The organism is Streptomyces sp. NBC_01537 (assembly GCF_045040445.1).
Lineage (GTDB): Bacteria > Actinomycetota > Actinomycetes > Streptomycetales > Streptomycetaceae > Actinacidiphila.
Map to the genome: position 1 here is coordinate 2,188,730 of NZ_CP109392.1, position 18,169 is coordinate 2,206,898.

Genomic DNA, 18,169 nt, shown 5'->3' on the forward strand with positions numbered 1-18,169 from the left:
GAAGCACGCCGCGGAGCCGCCCCCGCGTCCTCAACATAGCCGGGACCCGTCACGGTCCGCCACGCCATTAACGCCGTGTGAAGCCTGCCCCCGGCAGGAAATACCGCCCGCGCGCGACCGGTTGCCGTCTGCGTCCAGAGGATCTTGCACCGGGGAGACAAACGCATGCGCGCGATCGGATTCGACGTCAACGGCGGGCCGGAAGTACTCAGGGCCCTGGAGATCCCCGTGCCTGTGCCGGGCCCCGGCCAGGTGCTGGTCCGGGTGGCCTACGCGGGGGTCAACTTCGCCGAGGTCCAGCACCGCCGCGGGGAGTTCGGCGAGCCGGACGGGCCCGGTGGGCTCGACATACCCGGTCTGGAGGTCTCCGGCCACATCGCCGCCGTCGGCGAGGGCGTGAGCGGCCTCACCGACGGCGAGGCCGTCGCCGCGTACCTCCCCGCCTTCGGCGGCTACGCCGAGTACGCCCTCGCCCCGGCCGTGTTCGTCCAGCCCCTGCGCACGCACGCCGGCGACATCGGCCTGGACGTCGCCGGCGGCGTCTCCTGCGTACTGCCGACCGCCTACGGGCTTCTGGCCGGCGCCGGGCGGCTCCGCGCGGGCGAGACCGTCCTCATCCACGCCGCCGCCGGCGGAGTCGGCACCGCCGCCGCGCAGCTCGCCCGCGCTCTGGGTGCCCGCACCGTCATCGGCACCGTGGGCTCGCCGGACAAGGCCGAGTACGCGTCCGGGCTCGGCTACGACCGCGTACTGCTGCGCGAGGAGTTCGCCGACGCGGTGAGCGGCGTCGACCTCGTCCTCGACCCCGTCGGCGGCCCGGTACGCGAGGCGAGCCTCAGGGTCCTTGCCCCCTTCGGCCGCGTCGCGGTCTACGGCGACGCCGGGCGGCACGACGACTGGGACACCTCGGTCTGGGATCTGTGGAAGCACAACCGGTCCGTCACCGGCTTCAACATCGGCGACCTCGCGCGCCGCGCACCGGAGTTGCTCGCCCAGTACACCCGCGAGGCGCTGAGGCTGCTGGCGAAGGGCGAGATCCGCCTCGGCATCACCGGCGTCCTCCCGCTCGACGACGCCGCCCGGGCGCACATGGCCCTGGAGTCGGGCGGCAGCACCGGCAAACTGCTCCTGCGGGTGGGTGGGTAGGACCCTACGGGCGCCGGTCGGTCAGGACCGGCGCCGCGACGGTCAGGAAGTCCCGCAGGTGCTGCTGCCGGTGACGGTCCTCGGCCACGGCGAGGCAGATCTCGAACGGTTCGGCGTCGCTCACCGGCCGGTGCACGAGGTCGGGGCGCGAGTAATAGCGGGCGACGCTGCGCGGCACGAGGGCGATGCCGCACCCGACCGCGACGAGTTCGAACTTCTCCTCGATGGTCGCGGTGCGGCGCGCGGCGGCGTCCAGGACCGTCTCGCCGTCGAGGTCGGCCAGGACGAGCCGGCGCCGGGAGGCGAGGGGGTGGGTGGCGGGCAGGCAGGCGACCTTCGGCTCGCTGCCGGTGGGGATGGTGCGGATCCCTGCGCCGTCGAACGGCCGGCGGAGGTAGCCGATGTCGGCCCGGCCGTTCCGCAGCGCCTCGGCCTGCTCGTACCAGTTCAGGCGGAGCAGTTCGACCTCGACTCCTGGGTGGGCCTGCGCGAACGCACGGACCGCGGCCGAGACGCTCAGCCCGGGTGCGAAACCGACGGCCAGGCGGTGCGGGCCGCGTGCGGCGCCGTGCACGCGCAGCGTGGCGGTGAGCGCCGCGGCGAGCACGCCGGGCGCGTCCTTGTGCAACTGCTCGCCGGCCGGGGTCAGCCGGACCGTGCGGGTCGTGCGCTCCAGCAGCGCGCAGCCGAGCTCCTGCTCCAGTGCGCGGATCTGCCGGCTGAGGACGGGCTGCGCGATGTGCAGTTGCTCGGCGGCCCGGCCGAAGTGCCCGTGCTCCGCGACGGCCGTGAAATACCGCAGTTTGCGAAGGTCCAGATCCATACCCACAGGGTATCAATGTGCGCGAAGAGGTATTGGACGAGCAACGCCGCCCGAGCGGAGGGTTACCTGACACGGCGTCCGGGGAGTCCGCTCGCCGCTTGTCCGGAGGTTTCCTTTCCATGATCGTCATCACCACCCCCACCGGCCAGATCGGCCGCCAGGTCATCGAGAACGTGCTCGGCAGCGGTGAGCAGATCCGGGTGATCGCACGCGATCCGTCCCGGCTCTCCCCACGAATACGTGAGCGTGTCGAGGTCGTTGCCGGATCGCACGACGACTTCGGCGTCGTCGACGAGGCGTTCGCAGGCGCCGACTGCGTCTTCTGGCTGGTGCCGCCGATCCATCACGCCGAGAGCGTCATGGACGCCTATCTGGACTTCAGCCGGGCGGCGTGCGAGGCCTTCAAGAGCCAGGAGGTCAGTCGCGTCGTCGGGATCTCCGCCCTGGGCCGCGGGGTGACCGGCAATGCCGGGCACGTCTCGGCGGCGCTGGCGATGGACGACCTGATCGCGAGCACGGGCGTGAGCTACCGGGCGCTGACGATGCCCTCGTTCATGGACAACATGCTCCGCCAAGTGGCCCCGATCAGGGACACGGGCATGTTCTTCTCGCCGGTCTCCGGGGACCTCAAGGCTCCGGCCTGCGCCACCCGCGACATCGCGGCCGTCGCCGCCGGGTTGCTGCTCGACCGGTCCTGGAGCGGACGGGCCGACGTCCCGGTGCTCGGGCCCGAGGACCTCTCCCACAACGACATGGCGCGGATCATGTCCGAGGTGCTGGGGAAACCGGTGCGCTTCCAGCAGATCCCCACCGAGGCCTTCCGGGCCACGCTGAGGGAACGCGGGATGTCCGAGGCCATGGCCCAGGGCATGGTCGACATGATGACCGCCAAGGACAACGGTCTCGACAACGCCGAGCCGCGCACCCCGCAGTCCACCACCCCGACCGGCTTCCGCCAGTGGTGCGAAGAGGTGCTCAAGCCGGCCGTCCTGGCCTGAACCCGGACAGTCCGCCTAGTCCGCCTAGGGCCTAGTGCTGTGGCCGGGAACGATCGCCGGGTTGCGCAGCCCGCCGGCTGCGCTTTGTCCTCAATCGCCGGACGGGCTGAATTCAGCCCGTCCGGCGATTGAGGACGGAACCGGAAGCCGGACGGACCCGGCAAATCATTCCGGTCACCGCACTAGGCCGCCGGCACCGCCTCCAGGATCTGCAGGGGCGAGCGGGTGCCGATGACCCGGGCGAGCCGCAGTCCGGCCTTGCCGAGCAGCTGCGCGTACTCCTCCTGGGTGCGCTCGCGGCCGCCGAGGAGGGTGAGCATCACGACGTCGCGGAGCTTGGCCTCGCCGGGGGTGTTGCCGGGCGGGACGACGGCCTCGATGAGGAGGAGGCGGCTGCCGGGGGCCATGGCGCGGCGGCAGGCGGTGAGGATGCGCAGGGCGTCGTCGTCGGCCCAGTCATGGATGATCGACTTGAGGATGTAGAGGTCGCCTGAGGCGGGTATCTCCTCGAAGAAGTCGCCGCTGGTCACCCGGCAGCGCGCGGCCAGCCCCTCGGCCTCGAAGCGTCTGGCCGCGTCCTCCACGACGTGCGGCTGCTCCAGCAGCACGCCCTCCGCCGCGGGGTGGGCCTTCAGCAGGTCGGCGAGCAGGGTGCCGTCCCCGCCCGCGACGTCGACCACGACGCGGGCGCCGGAGAAGTCGTACGCGCCGGTCACGGCCGCGCTCTCCAGCCGGCTGAACCCGGCCATGGCGCCGTTGAAGTGGCCGCCCACCTCCGGGTGGTCGCGGAGGTACTCGAACAGGGGCTGCCCGAAGGCCTCGGGGAAGGCGGGCAGGCCGGTGCGCAGGCTGTGTCTGGCGTCCTGGAAGGTGCGGGAGACCACCGTGGACCACCTCAGCAGGTCCAGCAGCGACTGGGGGTGGTCGGAGCGCAGGCAGTCCCCGGTGGGGGTGAGGGAGAAGCGGCCCGCCTCGTCCTCGGTGAAGATGCCCTGGCCGGCGAGGAAGCGCAGCAGCCGGTGGAGGGCGTCGGGGTCGGTGCCGGTGTCGGTGGCCAGGCCGGCGGCGTCGCGCGGGCCGGCGGCCAGGAGGTCGGCGATGCCGAGTTCGGCGGATAACTGGAGCATGTGCCCGCAGATGTGAGCCTCGTTGATCTGCAGAATCCGCAGCACGCCTTCGAGCGCCGCCGGCTGGTCTGCCATCCTCGTCCCCTTTTCTGTTGCTTCCCGCTTCCGCTGAGCCCGGTCCGTCGTCTCAGCCTGCCATGGGGCCCCGCTCACGCGGCGGGGAACCTGTAAGGGACATCGGCCTCCCGGGGGTGGGGTTACCCCCACTCCCCGGGGAGGAGAAGCCCACCCCCAACTCACCGGGCAGCCCGATTCATTGGCCGCGCCGACGGCCATAGCGTCGAGTGCGTAAGGCGGCGGTAAGAGACCGTCGCCGGGCATGAGCCGGTACGAGCCGGTATGAGGGGGACGACGTGGCACGCACTGCACGCACACACGAAAGGGCGGGCATCGCCGCCGCGATGGGCGGGTGGAGCGCCCGGCACCGCTGGCTGGCGGTCGGCGGCTGGCTGCTGTTCGTGGTCCTGGCGCTGGCCATCGGGTCGGTGGCCGGGCGGGTGGACACGACGGACAGCCAGGAGGTGCCGGGCGAGTTCGGGCAGGCGGTGAAGATCCTGGACGAGGCGGGGCTGAACGACGGCCCGGCCGGGGAGATCGTGCTGGTCCAGTCGACGGGCGGGACGGTCAAGGCGACCGACCCGGCGTTCCGCACGGCGGTCGGCGGGTTGATCACCGCGGTGAAGGACACCGGCAAGGTCACCAACGTCCAGTCGCCGTACGACATCGACACGATCTCGGCGGACGGCAGGTCCGCCCTCGTCAGGTTCGACATGCTCGGCCACCCGGACACCGCGTCGGACCGGGTCGAGCCGGTCCTCGCCGCGGTGCGGGGCGTGCAGGAGCAGCACAAGGACCTGCGGGTCGAGCAGTTCGGCGACGCGAGCTCGCAGAAGGTCTTCGACGACGCCTTCGGCAGCGACTTCAAGCGGGCCGAGTACTCGGCGGTGCCGGTCGCGTTGGGCATCCTGCTGATCGCCTTCGGCGCGCTGGTCGCCGCGCTGCTGCCGGTGGCACTGGCGATGACTGCGTTCCTTGCGACGACCGGGCTGGTGGCCGTGGTCAGCCACCTGATGCCGATGAACGACACCGCCAACTCCGTGATGCTGCTGGTGGGTCTGGCCGTCGGCGTCGACTACTGCCTGTTCTACGTGCGCCGCGAGCGCGAGGAGCGCGCCGCCGGGCGTGATCCGCAGACCGCGCTGCGCATCGCGGCCGCGACCTCCGGGCGGGCCATCCTGGTCTCCGGGGTGACGGTGATCGTGGCGATGGCGGGCATGCTGTTCACCGGGCTCGCCGACTTCCAGGCGATGGGCCTGGCCACGATGATGGTGGTGGCCGTCGCGATGTTCGGCTCCGTGACCGTGCTGCCCGCGGTGCTGTCGCTGCTGGGCGACCGGGTCGAGAAGGGCCGCATCCCGTTCCTCAACCGCCGCAAGCGCACGCCGCACGCGCAGCGTACGCAGCATGCGCAGGTCGAGAGCCGCTTCTGGCGGGCCGTGCTCGGACGCGTCCTGCGCAGGCCGGGTCTGTCGGCGGCGCTCGCGGGCGGCGTGCTGATCGCCATCACGATCCCGGCCGCCGGGCTGCACACCGCGAACCTGTCGCTCGATCAGGATCTCGGCGACAGTTTCCCGATCGTAAGGGCGTACGACCACATCAACGAGGCCTTCCCGGGTGGTCCGGCGCCCGCGCGGATGGTCGTGAAGGCCGACGACATCACCTCGCCCGCCGTGCACAAGGCGGTCGACGCCTTCCGCGCCGAGGCCCTCGCCAAGGGCGCCACCAAGGGCCCGGTCGAGGTGACCTGGCACAACAAGGAGAACGTGGCGGAGGTCGGCATCCCGCTGGTCGGAGGCTCTGACCAGGACAGGGCGGAGAAGTCGCTGCGACTGCTGCGCGACACCGTACGGCCGGACACCCTGGGCAAGGTGACGGTGGCCGGGTTCAGCGCGCCGATCGGCGGTGACACGGCAGCGTCCATGGACTTCAACGAGAAGATCAGCAGCAGTGTGCCCCCGGTCTTCGCCTTCGTGGTCGTGTTCGCCTTCCTGCTGATGCTGATGTCGTTCCGCTCGCTGACGATCGCGCTGACGTCCATCGCGCTGAACCTGCTGTCGGTGGGCGCCGCGTACGGGATCCTCACCGTCGTCTTCCAGCACGGCTGGGGCGCCGGGCTGGTCGGCGCGACGGGCGTGGGCGCGGTGGAGTCCTGGCTGCCGCTGTTCCTGTTCGTGATCCTCTTCGGGCTGAGCATGGACTACCACGTGTTCGTGGTGTCACGGATCCGTGAGGCGCGCATGCGCGGGCTCACCACGCGCGGCGCGATCGAGCACGGCATCGTGACCACGGCGGGGGTCGTCACCAGCGCCGCCGTGATCATGGTCGCGGTCTTCGCGATCTTCGGGACGCTGTCCATGCAGAGCATGAAGCAGATGGGCGTCGGCCTGGCCGCCGCCGTCCTCATCGACGCCACCGTGATCCGCGGCGTACTCCTGCCGGCCGTCATGGCCCTGCTCGGCGAGCGCAACTGGTACCTGCCGAAGTGGCTCGGCTGGCTGCCGGACATGACACACGACGAGGCGCTCACCGCCCCGCCGGCCCCGGAGCCGACCCGCCCGGAAGCGGCCGTACGCGGCTAGGGCCTGTCCTGCGGCACCGGCCCCATCCTGTCGGGTGACAGGATGGGGCCATGACCGAGATCCACACCCCCCGACTGCTCCTGCGCCGCTGGGACGAGGACGACGACCTCGTCCCCATGGCGGAAATCAACGCGGACCCGGAGGTCATGCGCTGGATCGGCGACGGCTCGGTCCGCGACCTGGAGCAGACCGCCGAGAACATCGAGCGCTGGGAGGAGGAGTGGGACGACGAGGGCTTCGGCCTCTTCGCCGTCGAGCTCCTGGCCTCCGGCGAGCTGGCCGGCTTCGTGGGACTGTCCGTGCCCGACTTCCTCCCGGAGGTGCTGCCCGCCGTCGAGATCGGCTGGCGGCTCGGCACACCGTTCTGGGGCCAGGGATACGCCTCCGAGGCCGCCCAGGCCGTGCTGGAGTTCGCGCTCACGGACCGCGGCCTCGACCGCGTCATCAGCATCGCCCGGATCGGCAATGACGCCTCCGAGAACGTCATGCGCAAGCTCGGCATGGTCCCGGACCGGGTCACGAAGCACCCGGTGTACGGCCATCCGCTGCGCGTCCACGCCATCGACCTCACCGAGTACCAGGCCTGAGCGCAATCCCATCCCCTTCCTCGTTCGTATCCCAGGTAGTCACACCCGAGGAAGGGGAAGACCATGGCGATCTTCAGCCACATGATTCCCGCCAAACACCGGCACGACGGCAAGAAGGGCAAGACCACCGCGACGTCCAACGACAGCACCGGCCGTCGCCGCCACCGTCGTCACCGTCGTACCAGTCACCACAGGAACCACTGACCCCGCATGCCGGTCCGACCGGGCCGGTGGAGCGCGCTGCGACGACTGCTGTCGGTGGCTCAGGACCCCGACGCCGTCGTCGCCGCCGCACCGCCCGTCCCGCTGCGGGAGGTGTTCCGGCGCTTCTGGCCCTATACCCACGGCGGCCGGCGCTGGCTCGTGCTGATCCTCGTCTTCAGCATGGCCGGGCCGGTCGTCGACGCTGCCGAGATCTGGTTGTTCAAGCTCGTCGTGGACGACGTGCTCGTGCCCCGCGACCTGAGCGCCTTCCCCCCGATCGCCCTCGCGTACGGGGGGCTGTTCACCGTCTCGGGCGTCCTCGCCTTCACCGATGACGTGACATCGACGTGGGTCAGCGAGCGGTTTCTGCTGTCCCTGCGGTCGGATGTCTTCCGGCATGTCCAGGGCCTCTCGCTCGGCTTCTTCGAGCGGCGGCGGCTCGGCGACGTGCTGTCCCGCGTGACCGGTGACGTCGACGCCGTCGAGACCTTTCTGCTCTCGGGGGTGGCGAACGCCGTCTGGTACGTGATGCGGCTGGGCGTCTTCCTCGGCCTGCTGTTCTACCTGCGGTGGGATCTGACGCTGCTGGCGCTCGTCATCGGGCCGCTGTTCTGGTTCGCGGCGCGCCGCTTCTCCGGGCTGATCAAGGCCGCGTCGCGGGAGCGCAGGCGGCGCAGCGGATCGATCAGCGCGATCACCGAGGAGGTGCTCGGCAACATCGCCCTCGTACAGGCCTACAACCGGCAGGAGTGGGAGCACGGCCGGTTCGAGCGGGAGAACGTCGGCAGGTTCCACGCGGCCATGACCTCGACGCGGATCCGCGCCCTGTTCGGCCCGCTGATCGATCTGATCGAGCTGGCCGGCGCGCTGGCCGTCATGGGCCTGGGCACATGGGAGCTGGCGCGGGGGCAGCTCACGCTGGGCGGGCTGCTGGTCTTCCTGGCGCTGCTGAGCCAGCTGTACAGCCCGATCCGCGATCTTTCCCGGCTCAGCAACACCTTCTACTCGGCGTCCGCCTCCGCCGAGCGCATCATCGAGCTCCTCGACCAGCGCCCGCAGGTCACCGAGGCCGCCCGTCCCCGGCCGCTGCGGCCGGCACGCGGCGATGTGGAGTTCGACGGGGTTTGCTTCAGCTATCCGCAGACCTCCCGGCCCGCGCTCTCGGAGGTCTCCTTCCAGGTCTCGCCGGGCGAGACCCTGGCGCTGGTCGGGGCGAGCGGCGCCGGGAAGTCGACCGCCGCCAAACTGCTGCTGCGCTTCTACGACCCCGGCCGGGGAGCCGTCCGGCTCGACGGCACCGACCTGCGGGAGCTGAGCCTGTCCGACCTGCGGGACAGCATCGCGGTGGTCCTCCAGGAGACCCTGGTCCTGCACGGCACGGTGGCCGAGAACATCGCCTACGGCCGCCCTGAGGCGGCAGAGGAGGAGATCGTGGCGGCCGCGCGCGCCGCCGACGCGCATGAGTTCATCACGCTGCTCCCGGATGGCTACGACACCCTGGTGGGCCAGCGCGGCCGGCTGCTCTCCGGCGGGCAGCGGCAGCGCATCGCGATCGCCCGCGCGATGATCCGGGACGCACCCGTGCTGATCCTCGACGAGCCGACCACCGGCCTGGACGCCGAATCGGGAGAGCGGATCCTGGAGCCGCTGCGCACGCTGATGGCCGGACGCGCCACGATCGTCATCTCGCACAACCTGCTCACCGTCCGCGATGCCACCCGGATCCTGGTGCTGGACCACGGCCGGGTCGTGGAGTACGGCACCCACGAGGACCTGCTCCTGCGCGGCGCGGCGTACGCCCGGCTGCACCGGCTCCACCGGCCGCTCCGGCCGCTCCCGCAGAGCGGCTCCGCCGTGCGGGTGGTCTCATGAGCCGCGCCGACGCGAGGCCCGCCCCGCCGCCCCTGGAGCCCGGACCGGCGCCCGCCCCCGGGTACGAGATCCTGGCCCACCTGTCCCGCACCGGCTGGCTGGACGTCTACGACGCCTGGAGCCGGGAACGGGAGTGCCGCTGCGTCGTGAAGCTGCTTCGCCCGGACCGGCGCGACGAGGAGCGGCTGCGGGACCGGCTGCTGCGGGAGGGCCGCTGGCTGCAGGACCTCACCCACCCCAACCTGGTCCGCGCGTACGAGACGATCGAGGCGCCGGAGCCGGTCGTCGTCCTGGAGACGCTCACCGGCGAGACCCTGTCGTATCTGATCCGCCGCCTCCGGCACCGGCCGGCAGCCAACGACCTGGCCTTCCTCGGACTGCACGTGTGCTCCGCGCTGCACTTCCTGCACGGGCGGGGCCTGCTGCACCTGGACATCAAGCCGTCCAACATCGTGGTGGAGAGCCGCCGTGCGAAGGTCCTCGACCTCAGTGTGGCCCGCGCCCCCGGGCCCGCCCCGGCGGGCATGGGCACATTCGGCTATCTCGCTCCCGAGCAGGCGCGCGGTGGAACGCTCACGGCGGCGGCCGACGTGTGGGGGGTGGGGGTGACGCTGTACGAGGCCGCCACGGGCGAGGTGCCCTTCGACTGCGGCGAGACGGCCTCCGGGTCGTCGTACACGTCGTACACGTCCGGCGGGGGCGGCTGGTATCCGCAGCTGGAGGGGCGTGCACCGTCCGTCAGGACCCGCCGCAGACGCCTGCCGCACCCGCTCGCCGACGCGATCGACCGCTGCCTGGAGCCGGACCCGGGTGCGCGGCCGACGGTGGACGAGCTCGCCGGGATCCTGGACGGGCTGCTGCCGCACGGACAGCGCAATCCCTCCGCCGAGGTGTTACGTAGTAGAGATATGCACCAGATGGGCCTTCCCCTGGAGCGCATGCCCGACGACGCACTGCTGGCGGGTCTGAGCACCGGGGATCCCGAGATCGCCGTGGCGTTCGTGCGGAGATTCCAGCACCGGATCTTCGGCGTGGCCATCACGGTGACCGGCGATGCCCAGCTCGCCGAGGACATCGCCCAGCAGACCTTCGAGCGGGCCTGGCGGCATGCCCAGGTCTACGACTCCCGCCGTGGCTCGGTCCGCGGCTGGCTGACGGCCATCGCCCACAATCTGGCGATCGACGCCATCCGTACCCGCAGGGCCGTCCCGGTCGACCCCGGCGAGCTGGCGATGCTGCTCGACACCATCACCCGGACCCCGGAACGGCAGGCCATCGCGGAGGAGACCTCCGCCGAGCTCCGCGACGCCCTCGCGGAACTGCCGCGCGAGCAGGCACGGGCCCTGGTCATGGCCGGGATCTACGCCATGACCGCCCAGCAGGTGGCGGACTTCGAGCACATACCGCTGGGCACCGCGAAGACCCGGATCAGGACGGCCATGGGAAAGCTCCGCGAGCTGATGGCCGCCACCGCAGCGCAGGACGGCAGGACGGGCCATGACTGACGACGGCCGGCTCGCCTGTGCGCGGCTCCGGGAGACGGGCGCGGAACTCGCGCTCGGCATCCTCCCCGCCCGGGAGCGCGCCGCCGCGGTGGCGCACCTTCAGCACTGCCCCGCGTGCCGCGGCCACGTCCGCGAGCTGGCCCATGCGGCCGACGGGCTGACGGACCTCATCCCGGGCGCCGAGCCGCCCGTGGGGTTCGAGGGCCGCGTGCTGGAGCGGATGGGGGTGCGGCCCCGGGCCACCCGGGCCACCCGGACCGGCGAGCGGCCGCCGAGGTGGCCCCAGTGGCCACGGTGGCGGCGGCTGGTGCTCGCCACGGCCGCCGCCGCTGCCGCCTTCGCCGTGGGGCTGGGCGGCTGGGCCCTCGGTGACCTCAGCGCCGACCGCGCCCCCACCGCCCCGACGGTTCCGGCGCCGGTCCCGGATCCGGCCAACACCCTGCTCGCCGCCGACCTCACCTCCTCGGGGCAGTACATCGGCCAGGCCTTCGCCTTCACCGGCCCCTCCCCCTGGGTCTACATGTCCGTGGACGCCGAGGGCCTGACGGTCGACGGCACCGTCCGCTGCCAGATCCAGCGCGCCGACGGCTCCACCGCCACGGTCGGTTCCTTCGCCCTCACCGACGGTTACGCCCAGTGGGGCGGCCCCTACTCCGGGGGCTCCTCGCCCGTCACCCACGCCCGTCTCCTCGCCGACGACGGCTCAATCATGGCCACCGCCACCTTCGCGGATCCCACCCGGTGACCCCCGAACGGGTATCCCCGGCCGGGAAGGGGTATCCGTTAGCTGTGGTGCGAAGCCTGGGGGTGGAAGAAGAACTTCTGCTGGTGGACGCGGGCAGCTGTGAGCCCCGCGCGGTCGCCGGAGCCGTTCTGGACGGCCTCGGCCCGGTCGTCAAGGACGGCCCGGGTGGCGAACTGGTGGCCGAACTGCAGCAGGAACAGCTGGAGACCAACACCTCCCCCTGCGAGAGCCTCGACGGGCTGCGCGACGAGCTGCGCGGCTGGCGGGGACGGGCATCGGCGCTGGCCAGAACGCAGGGCGTGGAGGTCGCCGCGCTGGCCACCTCGCCGGTCGCGGTGTCGCCGCGGCTGACCTCGGACGAGCGCTACCGCTGGATGGCGGAGGCCTTCGGGATCACCGCGCGTGAGCATCTGACCTGCGGTTGCCACATCCACGTCGAGGTCGGCTCGGACGAGGAGGGCGTCGCCGTCATCGACCGGATCCAGCCGTGGCTGGCCCCGCTGCTCGCCCTGAGCGCGAATTCGCCATTCTGGCAGGGCCAGGACACCGGCTTCGCCGGTTACCGCTACCAGGTCTTCGGGCGGTGGCCCACCGCCGGGCCGCCGCAGGCCTTCGGGTCCGCCGAGGGCTACCGGCGGACCGTCTCCGAGCTGCTGGCCTCGGGCGTGATGCTCGACGAGGCGATGATGTACTTCGACGCCCGGCTCTCGGCCGCCTACCCGACCGTCGAGGTCCGGGTCTGCGACGTCTGCCCCGACATCGAGGACGCCCTCCTCCTCGCCGCCCTCGTCCGCGCCCTCGTCGTCACCGCCTCCCGCGACTGGACGGCCGGCCGCCCCGCCCCCGACATCGGCGTCCCCCTCCTCCAGCTCGCCGCCTGGCGCGCCTGCCGCTCCGGCCTGGACGGCCCGCTCCTGCACCCGCGCACCCAGCGGCCCACGACCGCCCGCGAGGTGGTCGAGGCGCTCGTGGAGCACACCGAGGCCGCGCTGAAGGAATCCGGCGACCTCGACACCGTACGGGCCGGCATCGACCGGCTGCTCGCCACCGGCACGGGCGCACGGTGGCAGCGGGCGGTGTACGGGGAGCGGGGGCCGGCGGCGGTCGTACGGGAAGCGGTCAGCCGCACGCTGCTCTTCTGAGGCGTTCGCCCAGGGCCCTTCTGGGATCATCGGGTCATGGCGTTCACCGAAGAGCTGGCCCGGGATGTGCTCGGCGCCGAAGGGCACCCCAGCGGCACCGCGAAGCTCATCGCGCTCGGCGAGAACGCGGTCTTCGAGCTGGACGGCGGCATCGTGGTCAAGGTCGGCCGCGACGCGGAGCTGCTGGCGCGGGCCGAGCGGGAGGCGCGTACCGCCGTCTGGCTGGCCGGACTGGGCGTGCCGGCGGTCCGGGCCGCCGAGCCCGGCGCCCGGCTCGTGGACGGGCACCCGGTGACGTACTGGCACCGGCTGCCCGAGCCCGTGCGCTCCGCCGGGCCCGCCGACCTCGCCGGGCTGCTCCGGGTCGTCCACGCCCTTCCGCGGCCCGGCTTCCCGCTCCCCCGGCGCGATCTCCTGGGCGGCGTCGAGCGCTGGCTCCGCCTTGCCGGCGACGCCATCGACCCGGCGGACGCGGACTACCTCCGCGCCCGCCGCGACGGCTTCGCCACCGCCGCGGCGGCCCTGACCCCCCGGCTGCCCTCCGGGCCCATCCACGGCGACGCCCTGCCCCGCAACGTCCACATCGGGCCGGACGGGCCGGTCCTCGTCGACCTGGAGACCTTCTCCGACGACCTGCGCGAGCACGACCTCGTCGTCATGGCCCTGAGCCGGGACCGCTACGGCCTCGGCCCGGACGCCTACGACGCCTTCACGGACGCCTACGGCTGGGACGTACGGGACTGGGACGGCTGCGCCGTCCTGCGCGGCGCGCGCGAGACCGCCAGCTGCGCCTGGGTCGCACAGCAGGCCCCCGCGAATCCGGCGGCACTCGCCGAATTCCGCCGCCGCGTCGCGTCGTTGCGCGACGGTGACCCGACGGTGCGCTGGCACACCTTCTGACCGCCGGCCGGACAGGCCCTGGGCAGGCGGCGCTACGCCGGCGCCCGCAACGGCCACGCCGTGTCTATCTCGGCCGCGGGGGCGCCGCCCTGACGGGCCAGGAACTTCTGGAAGCCGGCGGCCCAGTCCGCGTACCAGCCGACCTGGGAGCGGTGGAGCTCCCAGAGCTCGCCCGCACCGGCCTCGGGGAAGCGCTCGGCCAGGGCGATGGCCACCCGGACCGCGGCGAGCGCGTCGGCGGCCGCTTCGTGGGCGTCGTCGAGGACGACTCCGTAGAACTGGCAGGCCGCTTCGAGCGTGCGCTTGCCGCGGCGGTAGCGGTCCAGGGAGCGGTCGATGACCAGGGGGTCGACGACGGGGCCGATGTCGCTGCCGAGGCGTTCGTCGAGGGAGGGAAGGCCGTGGCGGCGCAACTCGGCGGCCAGGAGGGTGAGATCGAAGGGTGCATTGTAGACGACGACGGGCACTCCGGCGGCCCAGTGCGCGGCCAGCGCGTCGGCGATCTCGGCGACGGCCTCGACGGCGGAGCGGCCGTCCGCGGCTGCGCGGTCGGTGCTGATGCCGTGAACGGCCGTGGCCTCCTCGGGAATCGGGACGCCGGGATCGACGAGCCATTCCCGGTGCCGTACCGGCTCGCCGTCCCGGACTTCCGTGACGGCGGCGGTGACGATGCGTGCCGTCAGTGGGTCCGTACCCGTCGTTTCGAGGTCGAAGCCGACCAGCAGATCCCGGTGCCATCCCATGGCGAGCGTCCTTCCTGCGGTTCCCCCGTGTGCTCTGCCATCCTCTCGTGAGGCACTGACAGTCAGGACACCGGCCGGGAGTCGGCCCAGACGCCTTCGAACTCCTCGCGGTAGACCTCGAAGAGGCCGTGCTGCCCGTCGGAGTCGTCCTCCTTGCCCTGGACGAGGTCGCGCGACCCGCCGCGCAGGATCATCACCGGCGCCTCCATGCCCCGCGCCTTGCGCAGATATGACTGCACGACGGCCAGCCCGTCCGGGCCGTCCCCGTCCACCAGATAGGCCGTGAAGCGAGGGGTCTCGTCGAAGACCCGGATCTCGAAGGCGGCGGGGTCGCGCAGCCGGGCCCGGACCCGCCGCATGTGCATGATGTTCATCTCGACACTGCGGCTCAGCTCGCCCCGCCCGAGGCCGAGTTCGCGCTCGCGCCTGCGCACGGCGCTGCTCGCGGGGTTGAGGAAGAGCAGCCGCACCCGGCAGCCGGATTCGGCGAGCCGGACCAGCCTGCGCCCGGAGTAGTTCTGTACGAGGAGGTTGAGGCCTATGCCCACGGCGTCGAGCCGCCGGGCTCCGCCGAACAGGTTCTCGGCCGGGAGCTGGCGCTGGAGCCGTACGCGGTCCGGATAGACGCCGATGACGTCGGCGTAGCGGTCGGCGACCAACTCTTCGACGGCGTCGACCGGGAGCCGGTCGGCGGAGGGGTAGCCGGGGCCGGAGCCGAGGATGTCGAGGAGGCGGGCGGCGGCCCTCTCGGCCTGGTCCAGGACGGTCCGGGACAGGGCGCGGTTGCGGGAGACGACGTGGCGGGCGACCTCGAGCTCGTCCAGCGCCAGTTCCATTTCCCGGCGCTCGTCGAGGTAGGGCTCGAAGCAGGGCCAGTGCTGGACGACGAGTTCGCGCAGCTGCGGGAGGGTGAGGAAGCTGAGGATGTTGTCGTCGGCGGGGTCGAGGAGGAAGCCCTTGCGGCGGCTGACCTCGCGTACGGCGGCGGCCCGCTGGACCCATTCGTGCCCGGTGGGGCCGGCCGCGGCGACCACCCATTCCTCGCCGTGGACGGGTTCGTAGATGGGGCGCAGGATCGCGTTCACGACGGCGCGGAGCCGCTGTTCGACAAGATTGAGCCAGACGTAGGCCCGCGCGGCGCGCCGGGCGCGCGTACGCACCTCGGCCCAGGCCTCGGAGCCCCAGTCCAGTTCGGCTCCGATCTCCAGTGGCAGCGCCAGGGAGACCGAGGTGGTCGTCCCGTCGTTGATGCCGCTGCCCTGGTCCCCCTGTTCGCCGCCACCGGGGAGTACCAGACCTCCCGACATCACGACTGCACCCGCCTTCCCGCCCCCGTCCACGATCAAGGAAGGGTACTGCGGGGCGGGAGGCGGTGCAGCCGTAACGACGCTACTTCACTACATGCTTACGGCACGCAGTGGCGTATTCCGTCCTGTTCCCGTGCCGTCAGTGCCCCTGTCCATTGCCACCGGACAGTTCGTCCGGGGTGAGCGGGCTCATGGCCGTGACGTCGCGGGGCGCCAGCTGGAAGCCCTGCCAGTGGACCGGCATGGGGGTCTGGTCCTCGTCGCGCGGGATGTGGTGGAAGCCGACGTTGACCCACATCACGGGGTGGGTGAGATTCTCGCCGTTCACCCACTTGTCGACCGATGTTCCCCTTGCGACGGGGCAGGCGGGGTCGCTGTTGCCGCTGGCGAACTGCTCGCAGGCGCGGTACTGGGTGAAGTACACGTCCTTCGAGGTGTAGGCGTGGGCGTCGTAGTGGTCGGAGTGCTGCTGGACGAGCTCCCATGACCTGGGGTGCTGGTCGGCGTTCTTGCCGGCCGTGCTGACCACCCGCCACCAGCGGCGCAGCGCCGAGGTGCCGGCGAGCTCCTTGGTGACGTCGGTCTTGGTGGTCTTGAGGATCTCGGCCCCGGTGCCCCGGCCGGCCTTCTTGGTGTCGAACTGCTGGACCTTGGCCCGGGCCGAGCCGTCCAGGCCGAAGTTCAGCCGCCAGAAGACCGAGTGGTAGTGGGCGGTGGAGTAGTCGCGGTTGCCCTTGCCGATCGGCCAGCCGGTGCCGGCGCCGCTGTAGTCGCCGGGCGAGAGGTCGCCGGTGGCGCCGACCTTGGCGGTGATGGTGCCGTCGTCGGAGAAGTTCCACTGGGTGATGTACTCGTACCAGCCGAGCTGGGACAGGGAGAAGACCACCAGGTCGCTGCCCTGCTTGGTGTACTTCTTCTGGTGCCCCGTGTTGTCGTAGATGTCGCTGCGGTAGGCGTAGCCGTGCGGCAGGACGCTGGTGCACAGCGCCTTCACGTTGCGTTCCTGCTGCGTGATGTACGCGGAGCTGATCGTGCCGCCGGGGCACTCGGGGGCGCCGATGTCGATCGCGGTGTTGCCGAAGCCGATGTCGGACAGGTCGTTGTACTCGACCGCGCCCGAGTCGTAGGGCACATTGACCTGGGCGAGCGAGGCCGAGGCCAGCACCTTGATCGGCTGGGACTCCTTCCTCGGCTGGTAGGCGATCTTCTCCAGGACCAGGCCCTTTGTGCCGCTCATGCGCCAGCACATGGTCCAGGTGGTGCCGTTGGGCAGCTTCTTCTTGATGGCGGTGGCCGTGCCGCAGTCGGTGGCGGCGGCTGCCGCGGCGGTGGCCGTGGGCGCGGCCTGCGCCTGCGAGGACACCGCACTGCCGAGGAAAGCGGGTATGAGCAGGAGCGCCGAGGCCGTACCGAGGGCCCGGCGCACGGTTGAGGTGCGCATGATTGCTGAGGTCTCCTGCTCTACTGGATCCGGGCTACGGTGCGGTCGCTGAGGTCTACGACCAGATCGGTCGTATCGATCCAGGGCCCGTTCTTCACCTGCGTGAACATCCGTACGCACCGGTGCTGGCCGCACTTGGCCAGATCGGCGGGGGCGGACTGCTCGGCGGTGTTGAAGGCGATCCCGCGCAGCGTGAGCTGGGATGCCCCGGTCAGTTCGGTGCCCTTGGTGGCGGCCTTGAAGTCGGTCCGCAGGCCCTGGCCGAGCGGGTCGGCTATGAGCAGATCGGCGGCCTCGGCGGTCTCCTCGGCCGACGGCGGCGGCTGCATGCCGGTCGCGGTGTCGGTCTGCTCGACCTTGCCGGTGGTGAGGTTGACGGTCTTCTTGACGAGCTGGTCGTGCCCGTAGTCGTAGAAGAGCACCTCGACGCGGCGGGCGTCGTCGCCCGACGGTTCGGCCGAGTCGGCGAGGTCGGTGTCCACATACTCCGGACCCCGGTCCCCGTCGACGGATTCGGCGCTGCGCAGCGCGCCCCGTGCGAGGGCGATGGACTTGGCCCGGTCGACCTCGGCCTTGGTCAGAGGCCCCCGTCCGGTCTGTTCCTCGCCCGTCGGCGCCGCGTTCTCACTGGCCGCCGTGGTCGGTGTGGCGGCGCCGCCGGGCGCTCCGGAGGCCGCGGCGTTGACGCCGTCGCTGCCGGAGTGGTCGTCGCCCGAGGCGCTGAGCGGCAGCGTGATCGCGATCATCGCCACCGTGGCGACGACGGCTATGCCGCCGCCGATGAGAGCGCGCCTGACGCCGCGCCCGGCCGTCCAGGTTTTTCCGGTTGATCCCGGTGGACGGCTTTCCCCCTGATCTGTCACTTAGGTCTCCCGTGTGTCGTACTGTCACCCATAAAGAGGGCGTCAGCACTACACAGGTTGCTCACAGATTCCGGATTCTTGGTTCAGCCAGGGGAATTGGGACACCCGTACTGAGGAAGATCTTGGC

General features: G+C 71.7%; 16 protein-coding genes and 1 pseudogene. 11 read left to right on the forward strand and 6 right to left on the reverse strand.

Annotated elements, in window-relative coordinates; translation table 11 throughout:
- The first annotated feature begins 165 nt into the window (after nucleotides 1–165).
- Nucleotides 166–1,146 carry a zinc-binding alcohol dehydrogenase family protein gene (locus OG607_RS10155; protein ID WP_405721514.1) on the forward strand — a complete coding sequence of 327 codons (981 nt, stop codon included), beginning with the start codon at nucleotides 166–168 and terminating at the stop codon, nucleotides 1,144–1,146.
- A gap of 4 nt (nucleotides 1,147–1,150) precedes the next feature.
- Here OG607_RS10155 and OG607_RS10160 read toward each other — a convergent pair whose 3' ends face one another.
- Nucleotides 1,151–1,969, reverse strand: a complete 819-nt coding sequence (locus tag OG607_RS10160; RefSeq protein WP_405721517.1) for a LysR family transcriptional regulator — start codon at nucleotides 1,967–1,969, stop codon at nucleotides 1,151–1,153.
- Nucleotides 1,970–2,088: 119 nt separating this feature from the next.
- Between OG607_RS10160 and OG607_RS10165 the strand changes: the two genes are divergently transcribed.
- A complete protein-coding gene (locus OG607_RS10165; protein ID WP_405721519.1) occupies nucleotides 2,089–2,967 on the forward strand; it encodes an NAD(P)H-binding protein in 879 nt (292 codons plus the stop codon).
- Between the two features lie 182 nt (nucleotides 2,968–3,149).
- Here the strand turns inward: OG607_RS10165 and OG607_RS10170 are convergent, their stop codons facing one another.
- Nucleotides 3,150–4,169 carry a methyltransferase gene (locus OG607_RS10170; RefSeq protein WP_405721522.1) on the reverse strand — a complete coding sequence of 340 codons (1,020 nt, stop codon included), beginning with the start codon at nucleotides 4,167–4,169 and terminating at the stop codon, nucleotides 3,150–3,152.
- Between the two features lie 326 nt (nucleotides 4,170–4,495).
- On the opposite strand from OG607_RS10170, the gene OG607_RS10175 reads away from it, so the two are divergent.
- The 9 genes and pseudogenes from OG607_RS10175 (at nucleotide 4,496) to OG607_RS10215 (ending at nucleotide 13,688) form a co-directional block, all read left to right on the forward strand.
- Nucleotides 4,496–6,733, forward strand: coding sequence for an MMPL family transporter (locus OG607_RS10175; RefSeq protein ID WP_405736669.1), 2,238 nt, complete (start codon nucleotides 4,496–4,498; stop codon nucleotides 6,731–6,733).
- A 50-nt stretch (nucleotides 6,734–6,783) separates the two neighbouring features.
- Nucleotides 6,784–7,320 carry a GNAT family N-acetyltransferase gene (locus OG607_RS10180; protein WP_405721524.1) on the forward strand — a complete coding sequence of 179 codons (537 nt, stop codon included), beginning with the start codon at nucleotides 6,784–6,786 and terminating at the stop codon, nucleotides 7,318–7,320.
- Nucleotides 7,321–7,383: 63 nt separating this feature from the next.
- Nucleotides 7,384–7,524, forward strand: coding sequence for a hypothetical protein (locus OG607_RS10185; protein ID WP_405721527.1), 141 nt, complete (start codon nucleotides 7,384–7,386; stop codon nucleotides 7,522–7,524).
- Nucleotides 7,525–7,530: 6 nt separating this feature from the next.
- Nucleotides 7,531–9,396, forward strand: coding sequence for an ABC transporter ATP-binding protein (locus OG607_RS10190; RefSeq protein ID WP_405721530.1), 1,866 nt, complete (start codon nucleotides 7,531–7,533; stop codon nucleotides 9,394–9,396).
- A pseudogene (locus OG607_RS10195) lies at nucleotides 9,393–10,223 on the forward strand (serine/threonine-protein kinase); the annotation flags it as partial. The gene OG607_RS10190 and the pseudogene OG607_RS10195, both read left to right, overlap by 4 nt.
- A gap of 81 nt (nucleotides 10,224–10,304) precedes the next feature.
- The gene (locus OG607_RS10200) at nucleotides 10,305–10,901 is read left to right on the forward strand and encodes an RNA polymerase sigma factor (protein ID WP_405736671.1); all 597 of its coding nucleotides are present in this window, start codon (nucleotides 10,305–10,307) and stop codon (nucleotides 10,899–10,901) included.
- Nucleotides 10,894–11,646: a hypothetical protein gene (locus tag OG607_RS10205; RefSeq protein WP_405721533.1), complete on the forward strand. Its 753-nt coding sequence runs from the start codon at nucleotides 10,894–10,896 to the stop codon at nucleotides 11,644–11,646. Before OG607_RS10200 ends, OG607_RS10205 begins: the two co-directional genes overlap by 8 nt.
- A gap of 47 nt (nucleotides 11,647–11,693) precedes the next feature.
- Nucleotides 11,694–12,788: a glutamate--cysteine ligase gene (locus tag OG607_RS10210; RefSeq protein ID WP_405736673.1), complete on the forward strand. Its 1,095-nt coding sequence runs from the start codon at nucleotides 11,694–11,696 to the stop codon at nucleotides 12,786–12,788.
- A gap of 36 nt (nucleotides 12,789–12,824) precedes the next feature.
- Entirely contained in the window at nucleotides 12,825–13,688 is an 864-nt protein-coding gene (locus OG607_RS10215; protein WP_405721536.1) for an aminoglycoside phosphotransferase family protein, read from the forward strand.
- A 32-nt stretch (nucleotides 13,689–13,720) separates the two neighbouring features.
- Here OG607_RS10215 and OG607_RS10220 read toward each other — a convergent pair whose 3' ends face one another.
- From OG607_RS10220 to OG607_RS10235, 4 genes are all read right to left on the reverse strand, one after another.
- Nucleotides 13,721–14,431, reverse strand: a complete 711-nt coding sequence (locus OG607_RS10220) for an exonuclease domain-containing protein (RefSeq protein ID WP_405721539.1) — start codon at nucleotides 14,429–14,431, stop codon at nucleotides 13,721–13,723.
- 62 nt (nucleotides 14,432–14,493) lie between these two features.
- Nucleotides 14,494–15,738, reverse strand: a complete 1,245-nt coding sequence (locus OG607_RS10225) for an SAV2148 family HEPN domain-containing protein (protein ID WP_405721542.1) — start codon at nucleotides 15,736–15,738, stop codon at nucleotides 14,494–14,496.
- Nucleotides 15,739–15,877: 139 nt separating this feature from the next.
- Nucleotides 15,878–17,179: a copper amine oxidase gene (locus OG607_RS10230; RefSeq protein ID WP_405721545.1), complete on the reverse strand. Its 1,302-nt coding sequence runs from the start codon at nucleotides 17,177–17,179 to the stop codon at nucleotides 15,878–15,880.
- Nucleotides 17,180–17,199: 20 nt separating this feature from the next.
- Nucleotides 17,200–18,042: a Tat pathway signal sequence domain protein gene (locus OG607_RS10235; protein WP_405721548.1), complete on the reverse strand. Its 843-nt coding sequence runs from the start codon at nucleotides 18,040–18,042 to the stop codon at nucleotides 17,200–17,202.
- Nucleotides 18,043–18,169 lie beyond the last annotated feature (127 nt).

Bases quoted from the DNA above. Each gene is read 5' to 3' on its own strand.
- OG607_RS10215 (WP_405721536.1), top strand. From the start codon at position 12,825: ATGGCGTTCACCGAAGAGCTGGCCCGGGATGTGCTCGGCGCCGAAGGG.
- OG607_RS10185 (WP_405721527.1), top strand. From the start codon at position 7,384: ATGGCGATCTTCAGCCACATGATTCCCGCCAAACACCGGCACGACGGC.
- OG607_RS10200 (WP_405736671.1), top strand. From the start codon at position 10,305: ATGCACCAGATGGGCCTTCCCCTGGAGCGCATGCCCGACGACGCACTG.
- OG607_RS10190 (WP_405721530.1), top strand. From the start codon at position 7,531: ATGCCGGTCCGACCGGGCCGGTGGAGCGCGCTGCGACGACTGCTGTCG.
- OG607_RS10230 (WP_405721545.1), bottom strand. From the start codon at position 17,179: ATGCGCACCTCAACCGTGCGCCGGGCCCTCGGTACGGCCTCGGCGCTC.
- OG607_RS10180 (WP_405721524.1), top strand. From the start codon at position 6,784: ATGACCGAGATCCACACCCCCCGACTGCTCCTGCGCCGCTGGGACGAG.
- OG607_RS10225 (WP_405721542.1), bottom strand. From the start codon at position 15,738: ATGTCGGGAGGTCTGGTACTCCCCGGTGGCGGCGAACAGGGGGACCAG.
- OG607_RS10220 (WP_405721539.1), bottom strand. From the start codon at position 14,431: ATGGGATGGCACCGGGATCTGCTGGTCGGCTTCGACCTCGAAACGACG.
- OG607_RS10160 (WP_405721517.1), bottom strand. From the start codon at position 1,969: ATGGATCTGGACCTTCGCAAACTGCGGTATTTCACGGCCGTCGCGGAG.
- OG607_RS10155 (WP_405721514.1), top strand. From the start codon at position 166: ATGCGCGCGATCGGATTCGACGTCAACGGCGGGCCGGAAGTACTCAGG.
- OG607_RS10175 (WP_405736669.1), top strand. From the start codon at position 4,496: ATGGGCGGGTGGAGCGCCCGGCACCGCTGGCTGGCGGTCGGCGGCTGG.
- OG607_RS10165 (WP_405721519.1), top strand. From the start codon at position 2,089: ATGATCGTCATCACCACCCCCACCGGCCAGATCGGCCGCCAGGTCATC.
- OG607_RS10170 (WP_405721522.1), bottom strand. From the start codon at position 4,169: ATGGCAGACCAGCCGGCGGCGCTCGAAGGCGTGCTGCGGATTCTGCAG.
- OG607_RS10205 (WP_405721533.1), top strand. From the start codon at position 10,894: ATGACTGACGACGGCCGGCTCGCCTGTGCGCGGCTCCGGGAGACGGGC.